This is a genomic window from Pseudomonas sp. 18058 (genome assembly GCF_902706155.1).
GTDB lineage: Bacteria > Pseudomonadota > Gammaproteobacteria > Pseudomonadales > Pseudomonadaceae > Aquipseudomonas > Aquipseudomonas rustica.
On sequence record NZ_CACSJY010000013.1, the window covers coordinates 18,034 to 34,127 of the forward strand.

Here is a 16,094-nt window from a genome sequence, read left to right on the forward strand (position 1 = left end):
TCAATTTAGCCATTGCCGACGTTTTCGGCTTGCTCCACTGGCAAAGATACCGCAGAGCAGCGCCAATAGCGCTACCCCGGCTCCCGTGACGAACCACTGCTGTTGATCGGTCAACAAACGCGGGAGCGGGCTGGCCTGTGCTTCCTTGAGTTGCAGCTTGAGGCGCTGGTTCTCCTGGCGCAACCGGGCGAGCTGAGCGCTTTCGCGTTCGTTGTCGACATTTTGCAGTTGTTTGTTCAGTTCTTCTCGCTGCTGCTCGCTGGCCTTGAGGCGCTGCTGCAACTCGGTGATCTGGCTGCCGGCGCTTAATGACAATGGCGTGGAATTGCCGCCTTCGGCGATTTCCTCACCATGGGCGGGCGCCATGATCGACAGCGTGATCAACATCAGACACAACGAACCCTTGCGCATCGCAACACCTGCTTCCCAATGGATAGTGGGCAGGTTGTCGGCAGACGAACGAGAATAATGAGCGATTGAGATGGGTGAGAAGCGAGAAGGTTCAGTGCGCGGGAAGGGATGTTGGTGGCTGATGGGGTTTTTGTGACAGATGAGGGTTTTGTGGCAGGTGGGTATTTTTTGGATAGATGAGTATTTGAGTCAGATGAGTATTTGTGGCGAGGGGATTTATCCCCGTTGGACTGCGTAGCAGTCCTGAAATGGGTGCATGCGGTGTGTCAGGCACACCGCATTGGATGGCTTTGGGGCGGCTTCGCCACCCAACGGGGATAAATCCCCTCGCCACAGAACCCCTCGGCACACTGCAGATCTGTTTAAGGGAGTACTTGTTTGAATGGCTTCACGACCACATTGGCATACACACCCGCCGCAATATACGGATCCGCATCAGCCCATGCCTGAGCAGCGCTCAGGGAGTCGAACTCGGCGACGATCAGGCTGCCGGTGAAACCCGCGGCGCCCGGATCATTGCTGTCGACCGCCGGGTGTGGGCCGGCCAATACGATGCGGCCTTCGCCCTTGAGCGCTTGCAGGCGTTCCAGATGCGCAGGGCGCGCGGCCAGGCGGGCTTCCAGCGAGTTGGCGACGTCGGTGGCAATGATTGCGTAGAGCATGTCAGTCCTCGGTTTTTGGTGTTGTTGGGGTATCGGCATCGTGCAGATGGCGCGACAGGTAAATGCCCTGTGCGACCAGGAACACCAGGGTCATGCCCAGGCTGCCGAACACCTTGAAGTCCACCCAGTAGCTCTGGAAGGTGAAGGCGACGAACAGGTTGGCGGCCCCGCAGAACAGGAAAAAGGCGATCCAGGCGATGTTCAGGCGCGTCCAGACCGGATCCGGCAGGGTCAGCGCGTGGCCCATGATCCGTTTGATCAGCAGGCGGTCGCCGATGAAGTGGCTGCCAATGAACGCGACGGCAAACAGCCAGTTGACCACCGGGGCTTTCCACTTGAGGAAGGTTTCGCTGTGGAAGGCCAGCGTCAGGCTACCGAACACCAGACACGCGATCAGGGTCAGCCACTGGCTCTTTTCCAGCTTGCGCTGTTTGATGAAAAGCGCGCCGTACACCACCAGGGAACTGATGATCAGCATCGCGGTGGCGCTGTAAATACCGCCTACAGTGACTTCATGGCCCGCGACATCGACCACCCGTGGATCAAGTTTGTAAACGATGAAAAACAGCAGAAGCGGGATGAAATCGATGAATTGTTTCACAGTAAGAGCCAGAAGCTGGATGTGGCGGCATAATAACAAACATATGGGCGCGCGATAGCGCCAGCTGATTTGAGGTTACAACTCTCCGTGAATGTTGATTTGCACTGCCATAGCACGGCCTCCGATGGCGCACTGGCGCCTGCGGTTCTGGTTGCGCGTGCGTTCGAAAACGGCGTGCGAGTCCTGGCGTTGACCGACCACGACACCCTCGAAGGCCTCGCTGAAGCGCGCGCGACCGCCAAAGAATTGGGCATGCAACTGGTCAACGGCGTCGAATTGTCCTGCACTTGGGGCGGCGCAACCATTCATGTGCTGGGCTACGGTTTCGACGTCAACGCCGCGCCGTTGGTCGAGGCCATCGCCAAATTGCACGATGGGCGCTGGCTGCGGTCGGAAGAAATAAGCCGCAAGCTCGCCCTCAAAGGCATGCCCGGCGCCCTCGACGGCGCGCGGAAAATCCAGCAGGAACTGGGCGACAGCGGCAACGCGCCGGCCCGTCCGCATTTCGCTGACTGGATGGTACGTGAAGGTTTCGTCAAGGATCGCGCCGAGGCGTTCCGCAAGTGGCTCGGCGCCGGCAAGCTGGGCGACGTCAAGCTGCACTGGCCGACGCTGGAAGACACCGTCGGCACGTTGCGGGCCGCCAATGCCTGGGTCAGTCTGGCGCATCCGTGGCACTACGATTTCACCCGCAGCAAGCGCCGAAAGCTGATTGCCGACTATATTCAAGCAGGCGGGCATGCAATCGAGGTGGTCAATGGCCACCAGCCTGCGGAACAGGTGGGCAGCCTGGCAATCCTTGCCCGTGAGTTCGGTCTGCTGGTCAGTGCCGGCAGTGACTTCCATGGCCCTGGCGGCTGGTCCGAGATCGGCCAGTACCGGCCGGTTCCCGAGGACCTTCCACCCCTATGGTGTCGGTTCAAACATGACACAGATATTGCCGCCGTCTGAACAGGTAGAGAATGTGAGTCAATTTTTCCAGATTCATCCGGAAAACCCGCAAGCGCGCCTGATCAAACAGGCGGTCGAGATCATCCGCAAGGGCGGGGTAGTGGTGTATCCCACGGACTCTTCCTACGCGATCGGTTGCCAAATCGGCGACAAGACTGCCATCGAGCGCGTGCGACGCCTGCGTCAGCTCGATGAAAAGCACAACTTCGCGCTGATCTGCAGCGACCTGTCGCAACTGGGCAATTACGCCAAGATCGACACCGGCACCTTCCGCATTCTCAAGGCGCACCTGCCGGGGCCTTACACTTTTATTCTCAACGCCACCCGCGAAGTGCCGCGCCTGTTGCTGCACCCGAAGAAGCGCACCATCGGCCTGCGCGTGCCGAGCCATCCGATTGCGCTGGCGCTGCTGGCCGAACTGGGCGAGCCGCTGATGAGCGTGACCCTGATCATGCCCGGCGATGAAGACCCGCTCAGCGATCCGTACGAAATGCGTCAGTTGCTCGAACACCAGGTGGACTTGATCGTGGACGGCGGTTTCGGCGGCATCAAGGCCTCCACCGTGATCGACCTGACCGGCGACGACCCGGAAGTGGTGCGCGTCGGTTGCGGCGATCCGACGCCATTCATGGTCGAGGCCTGAATGTCCGCAGTGGAAACCGTTGTCGATCCCCAGGCCGATGCTCAGCAGGAACTGCCGTTTGCCATGGTCTATGGCCAGGCGGTCATGGAAATGCCGCTCGACCTGTACATCCCGCCGGATGCGCTCGAGGTCTTTCTCGAGGCATTCGAAGGCCCGCTCGACCTGCTGCTGTACCTGATCCGCAAACAAAACATCAACATCCTCGACATCCCGGTGGCGGAAATCACCCGGCAGTACATGGGTTACGTCGAGTTGATGCAGTCAGTGCGCCTGGAACTCGCCGCCGAGTATCTGGTGATGGCCGCGATGCTCGCCGAGATCAAGTCGCGCATGCTGCTGCCGCGCGCTGAAACTGTCGAAGATGAAGAAGACGACCCGCGCGCCGAACTGATCCGCCGTTTGCAGGAATACGAGCGTTTCAAGGCTGCCGCTGAAGGTATCGACAACCTCAGCCGCGTCGGCCGCGACGTGGTCGTGCCCAAGCTCGATGCCCCGGAAGCCCGCGCGCGCAAGCTGTTGCCGGATGTCGCGCTGGAAGAAATTTTGATGTGCATGGCCGAAGTGCTGCGCCGTGGCGACATGTTTGAAAGCCACCAGGTCAGTCGTGAAGCACTGTCCACCCGCGAACGCATGAGCGATGTGCTGGAACGGCTCAAGGGCGGCGGTTTTGTGCCGTTTGTCGAGCTGTTCACTGCCGAAGAGGGCAGGCTGGGTGTGGTGGTGACCTTTATGGCAATCCTTGAACTGGTCAAGGAATCCTTGGTCGAGCTGGTGCAGAATGAGCCGTTCGCCGCGATCCACGTGCGAGCCCGAGCCGAATAACGAGTCGAAACATGAACCTGACTGAACCCCGCGAGCTGGCACCCCTGCTTGAAGCCTTTCTGTTGGCCTCGGGAAAGCCGCAATCCCTTGAGCGTCTTTTTGAACTGTTCGAAGAGGGCGAACGGCCTGAGCCTGCAGTCTTCAAGAAAGCCCTGACCCTGCTCGGCAAGTCCTGCGAGGGCCGTGCGTTCGAGCTCAAGGAAGTCTCGTCGGGCTATCGCTTGCAGATTCGCGAGAAGTTTTCGCCGTGGGTTGGCCGACTCTGGGAGGAGCGCCCGCAGCGTTATTCCCGTGCGTTGCTGGAGACTATTGCGCTGATCGCCTATCGCCAGCCGATTACCCGTGGCGAGATCGAAGACGTGCGCGGTGTGGCGGTGAACAGCAACATCGTCAAAACCTTGCTGGAGCGCGAGTGGATTCGCGTTGTCGGTTATCGCGACGTGCCGGGCAAACCGGCGATGTTTGCGACTACCAAGATGTTTCTCGATCACTTCAACCTGAAGAACCTCGAAGACCTGCCGCCACTGGCCGAGCTGCGCGAAATGGAAACCGATCCGGTGCTCGATTTCGACGACGCGCCGGTGCCGCAGAGTCTGCAGGAACTGGCCGACGCCAGTGCCGAGCCGGAGGAAGAGAAGGAAGAAACCAGTTTCCATACCTTGCTGCTGGAACTGGACAGCATGGAGGAGGGGATCAAGACCGACTTCGACGATTTGCTGCGGGATGCGGCGGACGGTGAGGCGCCGATGCCCGAAACAGAAATTGAGTCTGAGCCCGAGCCCGTCATTGAAGTTGAACTTGAAGCCGAGCCAGAAGCCGAACCGGAAGAGGACATTCTCGGCGTCGCCGAAGCCCGCGAAAAGCTCTTGGCCGCCGTCGCCGCCCTCGAACAACCCGCGCCCGAACCCGAGCTGAGCGAAGAAGAAGCCGAAGCCCGCGCACTGGCCGAAGCCATCGAAGCCGAACGCCGCGAATTCGAAGACTGACCGCTGCTCGTTCTTTTGTAGGAGCTGAGCTTGCTCGCGAAAGCGGAGTGTCAGACACCATTAATGTGACTGACACAGCGCTTTCGCGAGCAAGCTCAGCTCCTACAGGAATTGTGTTGAAGGATAGTTATGAGTTCGACAAAAGACCCGTGCATCAGCCTCTGCAAATTCACCGACGACATCTGCCTCGGCTGCGGCCGCAGCAAGCGTGAAATCAAAGCCTGGAAGAAACTCGACAAGGACGACAAGCGCACGGTACTTGCCGAAGCCGCGCTGCGCCTGATCAAACTCGGTGGCGCCGGTCGGCGGAAAAAGAAATAACTGCCGATCGATCAGCTAGTCTCTGATGCGCGATGGCGCACATCCGCGTATGATTCGCGACCCTTCGCCGATCCCTTCGGCCAAGAACCCAGATTTCAATGCTTCAGGCCCCCAATTCAGAGCGCCTGAACGGACCACACCGGGAGGTGCCCAGATGAGTATCAAAGATCAGCAAGACGACCAGCCAATCGGCCCAGCAGGCGAAAAACTGCAGAAAGTCCTCGCCCGTATCGGCGTCGGCTCGCGCCGTGACGTGGAATCCTGGATCAGCCAGGGCCGGATCAAGGTCAATGGCAAAGACGCCACCCTCGGTCTGCGTGTCGATCTGCACGACGCCATCACTATTGATGGCAAGGTGATCAAGCGCGAAGAAGCGGCCGAATCGGTACGCCGCGTGATCATGTACAACAAACCCGATGGCGAGATCTGCACCCGTGACGACCCGGAAGGCCGTCCGACCGTGTTCGACAAGCTGCCGCGTCCGAAAGAAGGTCGCTGGATCAACATCGGTCGTCTCGACATCAACACCACCGGTTTGCTGATGTTCACCACCGACGGTGAGCTGGCCAACCGCCTGATGCACCCGTCCTACGAGATGGACCGCGAGTACGCCGTGCGTGTACGCGGTGAAGTCGACGACGAGATGATCGAGCGTCTGAAGGCTGGCGTGGTGCTCGAAGACGGCCCGGCCAAGTTCACCGACATCAAGCAGGCGCCGGGTGGCGAAGGCTTCAACCACTGGTACCACTGCGTGGTGATGGAAGGCCGTAACCGTGAGGTTCGTCGTCTGTGGGAATCCCAGGGTCTGGTGGTCAGCCGTCTGAAGCGCGTGCGTTTCGGTCCGGTGTTCCTCAACTCCGACCTGCCGATGGGCCGCTGGCGCGAAATGAGCCAGTACGAAGTCGACATCCTCAGTGCTGAAGTCGGCCTGACGCCAGTGGCGATGCCGCAACTGAACGCCAAGAGCAAAGACAAGCTTGAGCGTATGCAGCGTAAATCGTCGCGTCCGATGGGCAAGACCGAGCGCGTACGTACTCTGCGTCCAGCCGCTGGCGCACCGACCGGCCCACGCCCAAGCCGTGAGCCGCAGATCGAAGGCGAGCGTCCAGCCCGCAAGCCGGTTGCCCGTGACGGCGAGCGCGCTCCGCGTCCGGCCAACGGTCGCACTGAACGTGGCGAGCGTGGCGCGCCTGCCGGTCGCGGTACGCCAGTGGCGGATCGTCCAGCAGACACCACCAACAAGCGTCCGGCTAAACCGACGTCGAAGCGTCCGGGGATCAAGCTGGTTGATGGCGACAAGCCGTCGGGCAAGCGCCGCGGTGCGCCGGCCGGTTCCGGTCAGCGTCCGGGGTTTGGTCGTCGCAAGCCTGAATAAGGCGGCTGTGAGCTTCTAGCGGCAAGCTTCAAGCTCGAGCAAAAACGCCAACCGCAGGGTTGGCGTTTTTTTTCGTCTGAAGAAAGATGTTTGGTGTCTGATCGGCCTCTTCGCGAGCAAGCCCGCTCCCACATTTGGAATGCGATCTCCCTGTGGGAGCGGGCTTGCTCGCGAATGGGCCGGTGGTCTCAACAAATTAATTCGTGGCTAAAACCCCGATGACCGTCAAACAACAGACGTCCTACAGAAAATTCTGAAATGGAAACTCTGCGTTACGACTCGTAAAGAAATGTTTACGAAAAAGCCGCTAAATCCCCGTGAATGGCAGGTTCCCGCGTGGGTGTAAGGAAAAGCTTCCGAAGCCCAGTGGGCCGGGCCCGACGCAAGGCTCTGGGCCGCTTGTTTCAGCGACGTTTGCAGGGTGAGATGCGCCCCATGCCTGCCGTGCAGGTGCATAACAACAAGGAGGCGCAATGAACGCCGTGACTGATTTCCACTTCTCTCCGTGGGACGGTTTTTTCCTCGTCCACGTCGATGGCCTGCAAAGGCCTGACTCAAATTTTGCAGCCGTTCGAGCCTCTCGAAACGGACACACGCAATCCCGGCAACCGCCACGCTGATCCAGCGGGGTCTGGCAGCAGGGGGTTAGCGGTGTACAATGCGCCGCGTTTTAACTGTGACCCTCTGCGTAATCGCGCAAAACTCAAGGCTACCCGCCTTGTTCACTCCGTCGCGCCACAAGCGTTTCGGGTTCGATTTCGTCACAGATAAAAACAAACAGGTGACGCATGACCGTTGTAATTGAGCTGAACTCCTGGTGCCTGCGCTGGGGTTTGATCGGGGCTGCTTGAAATCGCAACCTTGCAGCAACGTCTACTGAACATCATCAAACCTTGCGTGAGACCTTTTTCATGAGTGGACAACCCTCGCAATCAGGCGAGCTGAAACGCGGCCTGAAAAATCGCCACATTCAACTGATCGCCCTCGGTGGCGCGATCGGTACCGGATTGTTCCTCGGCTCGGCCGGGGTACTGAAATCCGCCGGCCCGTCGATGATCCTCGGCTACGCCATCTGCGGCTTCATCGCCTTCATGATCATGCGCCAGCTGGGTGAAATGATCGTCGAGGAGCCGGTGGCCGGTTCCTTCAGCCACTTTGCGCACAAGTACTGGGGAGGCTTTGCCGGTTTCCTGTCGGGCTGGAACTGCTGGATTCTGTACATTCTGGTGGGCATGTCGGAGCTGACCGCGGTCGGCAAGTACATCCACTACTGGGCGCCGGACATTCCGACCTGGGCCTCTGCGGCAGCCTTCTTCGTGCTGATCAACGCGATCAACCTGGCCAACGTCAAAGTTTTCGGTGAAGCCGAATTCTGGTTCGCGATCATCAAGGTTGTGGCGATCGTCGGCATGATTGCGCTCGGCAGCTACCTGCTGGTCAGCGGCAACGGCGGCCCGCAAGCGTCGGTAACCAACCTGTGGTCGCACGGCGGGTTCTTCCCGAACGGCGTCAGCGGATTGGTGATGGCCATGGCGATCATCATGTTCTCCTTCGGCGGTCTGGAAATGCTCGGTTTCACCGCAGCAGAAGCCGACAAGCCGAAAACCGTGATCCCGAAAGCGATCAATCAGGTCATCTACCGCATCCTGATTTTCTACATCGGTGCACTGGTCATCCTGCTGTCGCTGACCCCGTGGGACAGCCTGCTGGAAACCCTCAACGCGTCCGGCGATTCCTACAGCGGCAGCCCGTTCGTGCAAGTGTTCTCGATGCTCGGCAGCAGCACCGCCGCGCACATCCTCAACTTCGTGGTACTGACCGCGGCGTTGTCGGTGTACAACAGCGGCACTTACTGCAACAGCCGCATGTTGCTGGGCATGGCCGAGCAGGGCGATGCGCCGAAAGGCTTGGCGAAGATCGACAAGCGTGGTGTGCCGGTGCGTTCGATTCTGGCCTCGGCGGCGGTGACCGTGATTGCCGTGTTGCTGAACTACCTGATCCCGCACAGCGCGCTGGAACTGCTGATGTCGCTGGTGGTTGCGACGTTGGTGATCAACTGGGCGATGATCAGCTTCTCGCACTTCAAGTTCCGTCAGCACATGAACAAGACGAAGCAGACGCCGCTGTTCAAGGCGCTGTGGTACCCGTACGGCAACTATGTCTGCCTGGCGTTCGTGGTGTTCATCCTTGGCGTGATGCTGCTGATCCCGGGGATTCAGATCTCGGTGTACGCGATTCCGGTGTGGGTGGTGTTCATGTGGGTCTGCTACGTGATCAAAAACAAGCGCAGTGCTCAAGCTGCGGTGCCTGCGACCGCGAAGTAAGCGCGCGAGCAGAAACAACAAACCCGGCCATAGTGCCGGGTTTGTCATTTCTGCACATTTTCCCCCTGTAGGAGCTGCCGCAGGCTGCGATCTTTTGATCTTGCTTGTTAAAAGATCAAAAGATCGCAGCCTGCGGCAGCTCCTACAGGGTTCATGGCGTATCCTGCACGCTCTGAATACGGACGCTTTTCCATGCTGGTGATTTCCAACAATGTGCATCTGCCGGATGCCGAGATCGAATTGACCGCCATCCGCGCGCAAGGCGCCGGGGGGCAGAACGTCAACAAGGTCTCCAGCGCCATGCACCTGCGCTTCGACATCCCGGCCTCATCCTTGCCCGAGTTCTACAAGGAACGGCTGCTGGCGCTGCGCGACAGTCGCATCACCAGCGATGGCGTGTTGATCATCAAAGCGCAGCAATACCGCACGCAGGAAGCCAACCGCGCCGATGCACTGGAACGGCTGGTCGAACTGATCCTCAGCGCCACCAAAGTCGAAAAGAAACGCCGCCCGACCAAGCCGACCCTCGGTTCGAAGAAGCGTCGGCTCGAATCGAAAACCAAACGCGGCAGCATCAAGGCCGGGCGCGGCAAGGTGGATTTCTAGTCTTCGCGGTACTTGGCGGTGTGCTTGTACAGATAGACGCTTAGCGCCAAACCGCTCACCGCGGCGAGAGCGGCGAAGAGGAAGATCGAGGCAAATCCGAATCCCGCCGCAATCGCCCCGGCCAATGGCCCGGTGATCCCCAGCGACAAATCGATGAACAGCGAATAAGCCCCGACCGCCGCGCCACGGCTCGACGCCGGCACCAGATTCACTGCCTCTACGCCCAACGCCGGGAATACCAGCGAGAAGCCGAAACCGCTCAACGCCGCACCGGCCAGTGCCCAGTGTGCGTCCGGCGCCAGCCACAACAACAGCAAGCCCAGCGTTTCCACCGACAGGCAGGCAATTGCCACGCGGAAGCCGCCGAGGCGGTTGATCAGGTTGCCGAACAGCAATCGCGCACCGATGAAACTCGCGCCGAACAGGCTCAAGCACAGCACCGCGTTTTCCCAGTGCTGAGTCGCGTAATAGAGTGTGATGAAGGTGGCGATGGTGCCGAATCCGATCGAGCCCAGCGCCAGGCCGCAGCCGTGGGGAAATACTTTACCGAGCACATGCATGAACGGCAGGCGTTCGCCGGCGACAATCGGTGCGGCGGTTTTCGGCCACGCCAGCGCCAGACCGAGAATGGCCAGCAAGATGATGCTGACGCCCATGCTCCACAATCCCAGCTCGCCAACCAGCCACACGCCGAACGGTGCGCCGATCGCCAGTGCGCCATAACTGGCGATGCCGTTCCAGGAAATAACCTTGGCGGTGTTGGCCGCACCCACGCGGCCGATGCCCCAGCCAATTGAACCCGAGCCAACCAGGCTTTCAGCGCTGCCCAGCACCAGTCGACCGATCAACAAGCTGATCAAACTGAGCATCGGCATGTTCGGTGTCCACGCCGAAATCAGCATGAACACGCCGCTCAAGCCACAACCGGCCAGGCCAATCATCACCGCGCGTTTGCTGCCCTTGTTGTCGATGATCTTGCCCGCGTACGGACGGCTGAGCAGGGTGGCGAGGTATTGCACGCTGATCACCAGCCCGGCGATTACTGCGCCGAAACCGAGATCGCTGTGGACGTAACCCGGCAGCACGGCCAGCGGGATGCCGATGTTGAGGTAACCGATAAAGGTGAACAGGACGATGGAAACGACTTGCAGCGTAACCGCCAGGGGGCGCTGGGGCTCGGACATAGAGGACGACATGGGTAAAGATCCACGGGAGCGGCAGATTAGATAGGCTGCTTATGATACCGGCGTGGAGGAATCTGGGGCGGGGAAAAGTAAAACTATTTGCCGGATGGCAGATTCACGGCTTGGCCGGCGCAACCAGTTGCGTGGTGACGAGTGCGGCGAGGGCGTTTTCTTCAGTGCCGAAACGGGCGAGCAGGGCGGCCTGTTTCTCGGGCGAGAGTCGGTTCCAGATATCGATCATCTTCTCGGTGGCGCCGATCAGTACGGCAGCTTGGCTTTCAGAGAATTCGTCAGTCATGGCGGGCTCGGGGTTCAGGCAGTGTGGAAAGCGCATGTTAGCGCTTTCCACACGGTCTGTACGACGGGTCTTACTCTTCGTTGTCGGCCGGACGGCTCTCAACGGCTTCTTTCGGCTCGGGCTGTTGGGCGCCGGCTTGTTGCGTGGTCGTCTGCTCAGGTACGTGCAGGCTTGGGAAGGGGAGATTAGGAATCTCGTGCATGGTTGCGCTCCTCGCTAAGTCTGTTGATAGATCTGGTAGATCCGCGCTTTTACAAAGCCTGCGCAGGATACAGCAGGAAAAATGACAATCAGACTTTTAATTCAAAATAATGCGACAGATGGCCGCAGGGGGGCGCAAAAACTGTGGTGATTGATCGTCCCCACGCTCTGCGTGGGAACGCCTCAATGGACGCTCTGCGTCCGCTGTTGGGACGCAGAGCGTCCCGGGCTGCATTCCCACGCGGAGCGTGGGAACGATCAAAAGATCGCAGCCTGCGGCAGCTCCTACAGGGGATTGCGGTGTTATTTGCTGACGTTGGCGATCGCTTCGGCCAGCAGCGCGAGGCGCGTGGCGTCGATGCCGGCGACGTTCGCGCGGCCTGAGCTGACCATGTACACGCTGTGATGCTCGCGCAGTTGTTTCACTTGCTCCGGCGACAGCCCGGTGTAAGAAAACATGCCGCGCTGCACGCCAATGTGCGCAAAACGCTCGCGCAAACCGTGAGGCTCCAGTGCTTCAACCAGACCGCTGCGCAATTGCGCAATACGCAATCGCATGGCTTCCACTTCATCAGCCCAGCGCGCTTTCAGCTCTGGATCAGCGAGGATCGTCGCAACAACAGCGGCACCGTGATCCGGCGGTGTCGACCACAAGTTACGGGCGATGTTGGCCAATTGACTACGGATGTCGATGAGCTTGTCAGCGCTTTTCGCGCAGACAATCAGCGCGCCGGTGCGGTCGCGATACAAGCCGAAATTCTTCGAGCAAGAACTGGTAATCAACAACTCGGGGATCTCAGCCGCGAACAACCGTGTCGACCACGCATCCTGTTCCAGACCGTCGCCAAAACCCTGGTAGGCAAAGTCGATCAGCGGCAGCAGATTGCGGCTGCGCACCACATCAAGCACGCGCTGCCAGTCGTCGTGGTTCAAGTCGAAACCGGTCGGGTTGTGGCAGCACGCGTGCAGCAGCACCACATCACCTTTCGGCACTTGATTGAGCACGGCGAGCATGCCTTCGACGTCGAGGCGGTTGTCGCTGCCCACGTATGGGTAGTGACTGACCTTGACCCCGGCCGCCGCGAAAATGGTTTCGTGAATCGGCCAGGTCGGGTTGCTCAACCACACGCCTTTGCCTGGCAGGCATTGAGCGATGAAGTCAGCCGCCAGACGCAGCGCACCAGTGCCGCCCGGCGTCTGGGTGGCGCCGGCACGTTGTTCGGCGATCAGCTTGGAGTCGGCGCCAAGCACCAACTCGTTGATGACTTTGCCGAACAGCGGGTTGCCGTGGCCACCGATGTAGGTCTTGGTGTCCTGGCTGTCGACCAGTCGCGCTTCGGCGATTTTCACCGCTTCAGGGATCGGCGTCAGGCCCTGGGCATCCTTATAGACGCCAACGCCCAAGTCGAATTTGCGCGGGTTGGTGTCCTGCGCATACGCCTCCATCAAGCCGAGGATCGGGTCGCCGGGTACCCGGCCGATGGCGTCGAAATGCATTACTTGCGTCCTTCTGCAGTCTTGGCCACTTCGTCAGTGCGCGCGGCCATGATGAAGTCGTTGCGGTGCAGGCCTTTGATCGAGTGGCTCCACCAAGTCACGGTGACTTTGCCCCACTCGGTCAGCAGGCCCGGGTGGTGACCTTCGGCCTCGGAGATCTCGCCAACGGCGTTGGTGAATGCCAGCGCGTGCTTGAAGTTCTTGAACAGGAAAATTTTTTCCAGCTGCATGATGCCGTCGCGAACTTCGATGTTCCAGTCAGGGATCTGCTTGATCAGGATCGGCAGTTCTTCGTCGCTGACTTGTGGTGCATCGGCGCGGCAGGCTTCGCAGTGGGCTTGGTTCAATGTGGACATGGTCGGTTCCTGAATTCGATTCTTGTTGGAAATTACTATCTTTGCACGCAAGTCGCGAGCGGGTTCTGCTCAGGCCGCTTTCGGCTTTGGCGGAAATTTTGGCGCGTGCAGACCCAGCTGCATGCCTTGTTTGACCATGGCCATGATGTCTTCATGGGCCACGTCGAACAGGCGCTTGAGGTTCGGCAGGACGAAGTACAGCGGTTGCAGGATGTCGATGCGGTATGGCGTGCGCATTGCTTCGAGCGGATCGAAGACTTGATGCTCAGGCTCGTCCGACAGCGAATAAACGGTTTCTTTTGGCGAGGACAGAATGCCGCCGCCGTAGATGCGTTTGCCTTGCGGGGTGTCGACCAGGCCGAACTCGATGGTCATCCAGTACAGACGCGCCAGATACACGCGCTCTTCCTTGGTCGCTTGCAGGCCGAGTTTGCCGTAGGTGTGGGTGAATTCGGCGAAATACGGGTTGGTCAGCAGCGGGCAGTGGCCAAAAATCTCGTGGAAAATGTCCGGCTCTTGCAGGTAGTCCAGCTCTTCGCGAGTACGGATAAAGGTCGCGACGGGAAACTGCTTGCTGGCGAGCAATTCAAAGAAGGTCTGGAAAGGAATCAGCGCCGGAACGCGCGCGACCTGCCAGCCGGTGGTCTCGCCGAGCACCTTGTTGATCTCGCCGAGTTGCGGAATGCGGTCGTGGGGCAGACCGAGTTTCTCGATACCGTCCAGGTACTCCTGGCAGGCACGCCCTTCGATCACTTTCAACTGGCGAGTGATCAGCGTGTTCCACACCGCGTGTTCTTCGGCGGGGTAGTCGATAAAACCTTGCGCATCGGGCTCGCGGGCCACGTATTGCGTCTGCTTCATACTGCTCTCCTGCTAGGGGAATTCGTTCTTGTTATGTCCAGCGATGGACTCAGAATTACCTGAGAGAGAGGTTGTGTGCAGTAGGTTGGATCGCGACCGCGTAGGAAATTTCCGTGGATTTCGTAAAGTTATCGTTACGGTTTAGGCGCTATCGCGCATTTACGGCGATTCGTCGGTTTGAAAAGGTCGGCGACTGTCACATAATCTTGACAGCTGTTTGCGCACCTCGGCAGAAAATTCTGCCGTGCGCCGCAACTGGGCCCGGCACTTTCCCCTGTGGGAGCGGGCTTGCTCGCGAAGGCGGTGGATCAGGCAGGCTATTTGTCGACTGACACTCCGCTTTCGCGAGCAAGCCCGCTCCCACAGGGGTCGTGCCCGGCACTTACTCTTTTATCGTCGGGTCTTTTATATGCGTATCAAAGTCCACTGCCAGAACCGCATCGGCATTCTGCGCGACATCCTCAACCTGCTCGTGGCCTACGGGATCAACGTCGCGCGGGGCGAGGTCGGTGGTGAGCATGGCAACGCGATCTACCTGCACTGCCCGAACCTGATCAACATCCAGTTCCAGGCGCTGCGCCCGAAATTCGAGGCGATTGCCGGGGTGTTCGGCGTCAAGCGCGTCGGGCTGATGCCAAGCGAACGGCGGCACATGGAATTGAACGCGTTGCTCGGCGCGCTGGAGTTTCCAGTGCTGTCGATCGACATGGGCGGCTCGATCGTCGCGGCCAACCGCGCGGCGGCGCAGTTGCTCGGTGTGCGCGTCGATGAAGTACCGGGGATTCCGCTGTCGCGCTACGCCGAAGATTTCGATTTGCCGGAACTGGTGCGCGCCAACAAATCGCGGATCAACGGCATGCGCGTGAAGGTCAAGGGCGACGTGTTTCTCGCCGACATCGCGCCGCTGCAATCCGAACACGACGACAGCGAAGCCATGGCTGGCGCGGTACTCACGTTGCACCGCGCCGACCGTGTCGGCGAACGCATTTACAACGTGCGCAAACAAGAACTGCGTGGCTTCGACAGTATCTTCCAGAGCTCGAAAGTCATGGCCGCCGTGGTGCGTGAAGCGCGGCGAATGGCACCGCTCGACGCACCGCTATTGATTGAAGGCGAAACCGGCACCGGCAAGGAATTGCTGGCCCGCGCCTGCCACCTCGCCAGTCCGCGCGGGCAATCGCCGCTGATGGCGCTCAACTGCGCCGGACTGCCGGAGTCGATGGCCGAGACCGAGTTGTTCGGCTACGGCCCCGGTGCGTTCGAAGGTGCGCGTGCGGAAGGCAAACTTGGCCTGCTGGAATTGACCGCCGGCGGCACGCTGTTTCTCGACGGCGTTGGCGAAATGAGCCCGCGCCTTCAAGTGAAGCTGCTGCGCTTTCTCCAGGATGGTTGCTTCCGCCGGGTCGGCAGTGATGAAGAGGTTTATCTGGATGTGCGGGTGATCTGCGCGACGCAGGTCGACCTGTCTGAATTGTGCGCGCGCGGCGAATTTCGTCAGGATTTGTATCACCGCTTGAACGTGCTCTCGCTGCACATTCCGCCGTTGCGCGAATGCCTTGATGGGTTGACGCCGCTGGTTGAACACTTCCTCGATCAGGCCAGTCGGCAGATCGGTTGCCCGTTGCCGAAACTCGCACCGGCGGCGATGGATCGGCTCAGTCATTACCATTGGCCGGGCAATGTGCGGCAACTGGAGAACGTGTTGTTTCAGGCGGTTTCGTTGTGTGATGGCGGGACGGTGAAGGCTGAGCATATTCGCCTGCCGGATTACGGCGTGCGTCAGCCGCTTGGCGATTTTTCGCTGGAGGGCGGGCTGGACGAGATTGTTGGGCGCTTTGAAAAAGCGGTGCTGGAGCGGCTGTATTCAGAGCACCCGAGCAGTCGGCAGTTGGGTAAGCGGCTTGGGGTTTCGCACACGACGATTGCCAACAAATTGCGCGAATACGAGGTCGGCAAAGACCCCGAAAGCTAAAAGCAACACGGTGGTGAGAAGAA

General features: G+C 59.8%; 18 protein-coding genes. 9 read left to right on the top strand and 9 right to left on the bottom strand.

The window, feature by feature from the left end:
- The 3 genes from GVL50_RS09340 to GVL50_RS09350 all read right to left on the bottom strand — a co-directional run bounded on the left by GVL50_RS09340 (position 1) and on the right by GVL50_RS09350 (position 1,674).
- A complete protein-coding gene (locus GVL50_RS09340; RefSeq protein ID WP_159812588.1) occupies positions 1 to 411 on the bottom strand; it encodes a translation initiation factor 2 in 411 nt (136 codons plus the stop codon).
- A gap of 362 nt (positions 412 to 773) precedes the next feature.
- Positions 774 to 1,073: a YciI family protein gene (locus GVL50_RS09345; RefSeq protein WP_007919677.1), complete on the bottom strand. Its 300-nt coding sequence runs from the start codon at positions 1,071 to 1,073 to the stop codon at positions 774 to 776.
- 1 nt (position 1,074) lies between these two features.
- Positions 1,075 to 1,674 (bottom strand): septation protein A, encoded by a 600-nt coding sequence (locus GVL50_RS09350; RefSeq protein ID WP_053118264.1) that lies wholly within the window; start codon positions 1,672 to 1,674, stop codon positions 1,075 to 1,077.
- Between the two features lie 87 nt (positions 1,675 to 1,761).
- Between GVL50_RS09350 and GVL50_RS09355 the strand changes: the two genes are divergently transcribed.
- The 8 genes from GVL50_RS09355 to arfB all read left to right on the top strand — a co-directional run bounded on the left by GVL50_RS09355 (position 1,762) and on the right by arfB (position 9,702).
- The gene (locus GVL50_RS09355) at positions 1,762 to 2,625 is read left to right on the top strand and encodes a PHP domain-containing protein (RefSeq protein ID WP_159812589.1); all 864 of its coding nucleotides are present in this window, start codon (positions 1,762 to 1,764) and stop codon (positions 2,623 to 2,625) included.
- A 13-nt stretch (positions 2,626 to 2,638) separates the two neighbouring features.
- A complete protein-coding gene (locus tag GVL50_RS09360) occupies positions 2,639 to 3,268 on the top strand; it encodes an L-threonylcarbamoyladenylate synthase (RefSeq protein WP_038363745.1) in 630 nt (209 codons plus the stop codon).
- Positions 3,269 to 4,090 (top strand): ScpA family protein, encoded by an 822-nt coding sequence (locus GVL50_RS09365; protein WP_008088827.1) that lies wholly within the window; start codon positions 3,269 to 3,271, stop codon positions 4,088 to 4,090.
- A gap of 11 nt (positions 4,091 to 4,101) precedes the next feature.
- Positions 4,102 to 5,076, top strand: a complete 975-nt coding sequence (scpB, locus tag GVL50_RS09370) for an SMC-Scp complex subunit ScpB (RefSeq protein WP_159812590.1) — start codon at positions 4,102 to 4,104, stop codon at positions 5,074 to 5,076.
- 129 nt (positions 5,077 to 5,205) lie between these two features.
- Entirely contained in the window at positions 5,206 to 5,397 is a 192-nt protein-coding gene (locus GVL50_RS09375; protein WP_007919669.1) for a DUF1289 domain-containing protein, read from the top strand.
- A 154-nt stretch (positions 5,398 to 5,551) separates the two neighbouring features.
- Positions 5,552 to 6,772 carry a 23S rRNA pseudouridine(2605) synthase RluB gene (gene rluB / locus GVL50_RS09380; RefSeq protein WP_053118273.1) on the top strand — a complete coding sequence of 407 codons (1,221 nt, stop codon included), beginning with the start codon at positions 5,552 to 5,554 and terminating at the stop codon, positions 6,770 to 6,772.
- 911 nt (positions 6,773 to 7,683) lie between these two features.
- Positions 7,684 to 9,096 carry an amino acid permease gene (locus tag GVL50_RS09385; RefSeq protein WP_159812591.1) on the top strand — a complete coding sequence of 471 codons (1,413 nt, stop codon included), beginning with the start codon at positions 7,684 to 7,686 and terminating at the stop codon, positions 9,094 to 9,096.
- Positions 9,097 to 9,288: 192 nt separating this feature from the next.
- Positions 9,289 to 9,702 carry an alternative ribosome rescue aminoacyl-tRNA hydrolase ArfB gene (arfB, locus tag GVL50_RS09390; RefSeq protein ID WP_007920134.1) on the top strand — a complete coding sequence of 138 codons (414 nt, stop codon included), beginning with the start codon at positions 9,289 to 9,291 and terminating at the stop codon, positions 9,700 to 9,702.
- Here the strand turns inward: arfB and GVL50_RS09395 are convergent.
- The 6 genes from GVL50_RS09395 to phhA all read right to left on the bottom strand — a co-directional run bounded on the left by GVL50_RS09395 (position 9,699) and on the right by phhA (position 14,099).
- A complete protein-coding gene (locus GVL50_RS09395) occupies positions 9,699 to 10,886 on the bottom strand; it encodes an MFS transporter (RefSeq protein ID WP_178124172.1) in 1,188 nt (395 codons plus the stop codon). The two genes, arfB and GVL50_RS09395, sit on opposite strands and share 4 nt — an antisense overlap.
- Before the next feature lie 115 nt (positions 10,887 to 11,001).
- Positions 11,002 to 11,184 (bottom strand): hypothetical protein, encoded by a 183-nt coding sequence (locus tag GVL50_RS09400; RefSeq protein WP_053118279.1) that lies wholly within the window; start codon positions 11,182 to 11,184, stop codon positions 11,002 to 11,004.
- Between the two features lie 70 nt (positions 11,185 to 11,254).
- Positions 11,255 to 11,386, bottom strand: coding sequence for a hypothetical protein (locus GVL50_RS28985; protein ID WP_008088845.1), 132 nt, complete (start codon positions 11,384 to 11,386; stop codon positions 11,255 to 11,257).
- Positions 11,387 to 11,688: 302 nt separating this feature from the next.
- The gene (locus GVL50_RS09405; protein ID WP_159812593.1) at positions 11,689 to 12,882 is read right to left on the bottom strand and encodes an amino acid aminotransferase; all 1,194 of its coding nucleotides are present in this window, start codon (positions 12,880 to 12,882) and stop codon (positions 11,689 to 11,691) included.
- Complete coding sequence (locus GVL50_RS09410; protein WP_159812594.1) at positions 12,882 to 13,238, bottom strand: 4a-hydroxytetrahydrobiopterin dehydratase; 357 nt, start codon at positions 13,236 to 13,238, stop codon at positions 12,882 to 12,884. The genes GVL50_RS09405 and GVL50_RS09410 overlap by 1 nt, the downstream gene beginning before the upstream one ends.
- A 69-nt stretch (positions 13,239 to 13,307) precedes the next feature.
- Positions 13,308 to 14,099, bottom strand: coding sequence for a phenylalanine 4-monooxygenase (gene phhA / locus GVL50_RS09415; RefSeq protein ID WP_053118286.1), 792 nt, complete (start codon positions 14,097 to 14,099; stop codon positions 13,308 to 13,310).
- Positions 14,100 to 14,508: 409 nt separating this feature from the next.
- Here phhA and GVL50_RS09420 point away from each other — a divergent pair, with 409 nt between their 5' ends.
- Positions 14,509 to 16,071 (top strand): sigma-54-dependent transcriptional regulator, encoded by a 1,563-nt coding sequence (locus tag GVL50_RS09420; protein WP_159812595.1) that lies wholly within the window; start codon positions 14,509 to 14,511, stop codon positions 16,069 to 16,071.
- The last annotated feature ends 23 nt before the right edge of the window (positions 16,072 to 16,094 follow it).

What these genes read in the sequence shown, in the direction of transcription:
- GVL50_RS09340 (WP_159812588.1), bottom strand. Translation starts at nt 411, where the DNA reads ATGCGCAAGGGTTCGTTGTGTCTGATGTTGATCACGCTGTCGATCATG.
- GVL50_RS09345 (WP_007919677.1), bottom strand. Translation starts at nt 1,073, where the DNA reads ATGCTCTACGCAATCATTGCCACCGACGTCGCCAACTCGCTGGAAGCC.
- GVL50_RS09365 (WP_008088827.1), top strand. Translation starts at nt 3,269, where the DNA reads ATGTCCGCAGTGGAAACCGTTGTCGATCCCCAGGCCGATGCTCAGCAG.
- scpB (WP_159812590.1), top strand. Translation starts at nt 4,102, where the DNA reads ATGAACCTGACTGAACCCCGCGAGCTGGCACCCCTGCTTGAAGCCTTT.
- GVL50_RS09375 (WP_007919669.1), top strand. Translation starts at nt 5,206, where the DNA reads ATGAGTTCGACAAAAGACCCGTGCATCAGCCTCTGCAAATTCACCGAC.
- rluB (WP_053118273.1), top strand. Translation starts at nt 5,552, where the DNA reads ATGAGTATCAAAGATCAGCAAGACGACCAGCCAATCGGCCCAGCAGGC.
- GVL50_RS09385 (WP_159812591.1), top strand. Translation starts at nt 7,684, where the DNA reads ATGAGTGGACAACCCTCGCAATCAGGCGAGCTGAAACGCGGCCTGAAA.
- arfB (WP_007920134.1), top strand. Translation starts at nt 9,289, where the DNA reads ATGCTGGTGATTTCCAACAATGTGCATCTGCCGGATGCCGAGATCGAA.
- GVL50_RS09395 (WP_178124172.1), bottom strand. Translation starts at nt 10,886, where the DNA reads ATGTCCGAGCCCCAGCGCCCCCTGGCGGTTACGCTGCAAGTCGTTTCC.
- GVL50_RS09400 (WP_053118279.1), bottom strand. Translation starts at nt 11,184, where the DNA reads ATGACTGACGAATTCTCTGAAAGCCAAGCTGCCGTACTGATCGGCGCC.
- GVL50_RS28985 (WP_008088845.1), bottom strand. Translation starts at nt 11,386, where the DNA reads ATGCACGAGATTCCTAATCTCCCCTTCCCAAGCCTGCACGTACCTGAG.
- GVL50_RS09405 (WP_159812593.1), bottom strand. Translation starts at nt 12,882, where the DNA reads ATGCATTTCGACGCCATCGGCCGGGTACCCGGCGACCCGATCCTCGGC.
- GVL50_RS09410 (WP_159812594.1), bottom strand. Translation starts at nt 13,238, where the DNA reads ATGTCCACATTGAACCAAGCCCACTGCGAAGCCTGCCGCGCCGATGCA.
- phhA (WP_053118286.1), bottom strand. Translation starts at nt 14,099, where the DNA reads ATGAAGCAGACGCAATACGTGGCCCGCGAGCCCGATGCGCAAGGTTTT.
- GVL50_RS09420 (WP_159812595.1), top strand. Translation starts at nt 14,509, where the DNA reads ATGCGTATCAAAGTCCACTGCCAGAACCGCATCGGCATTCTGCGCGAC.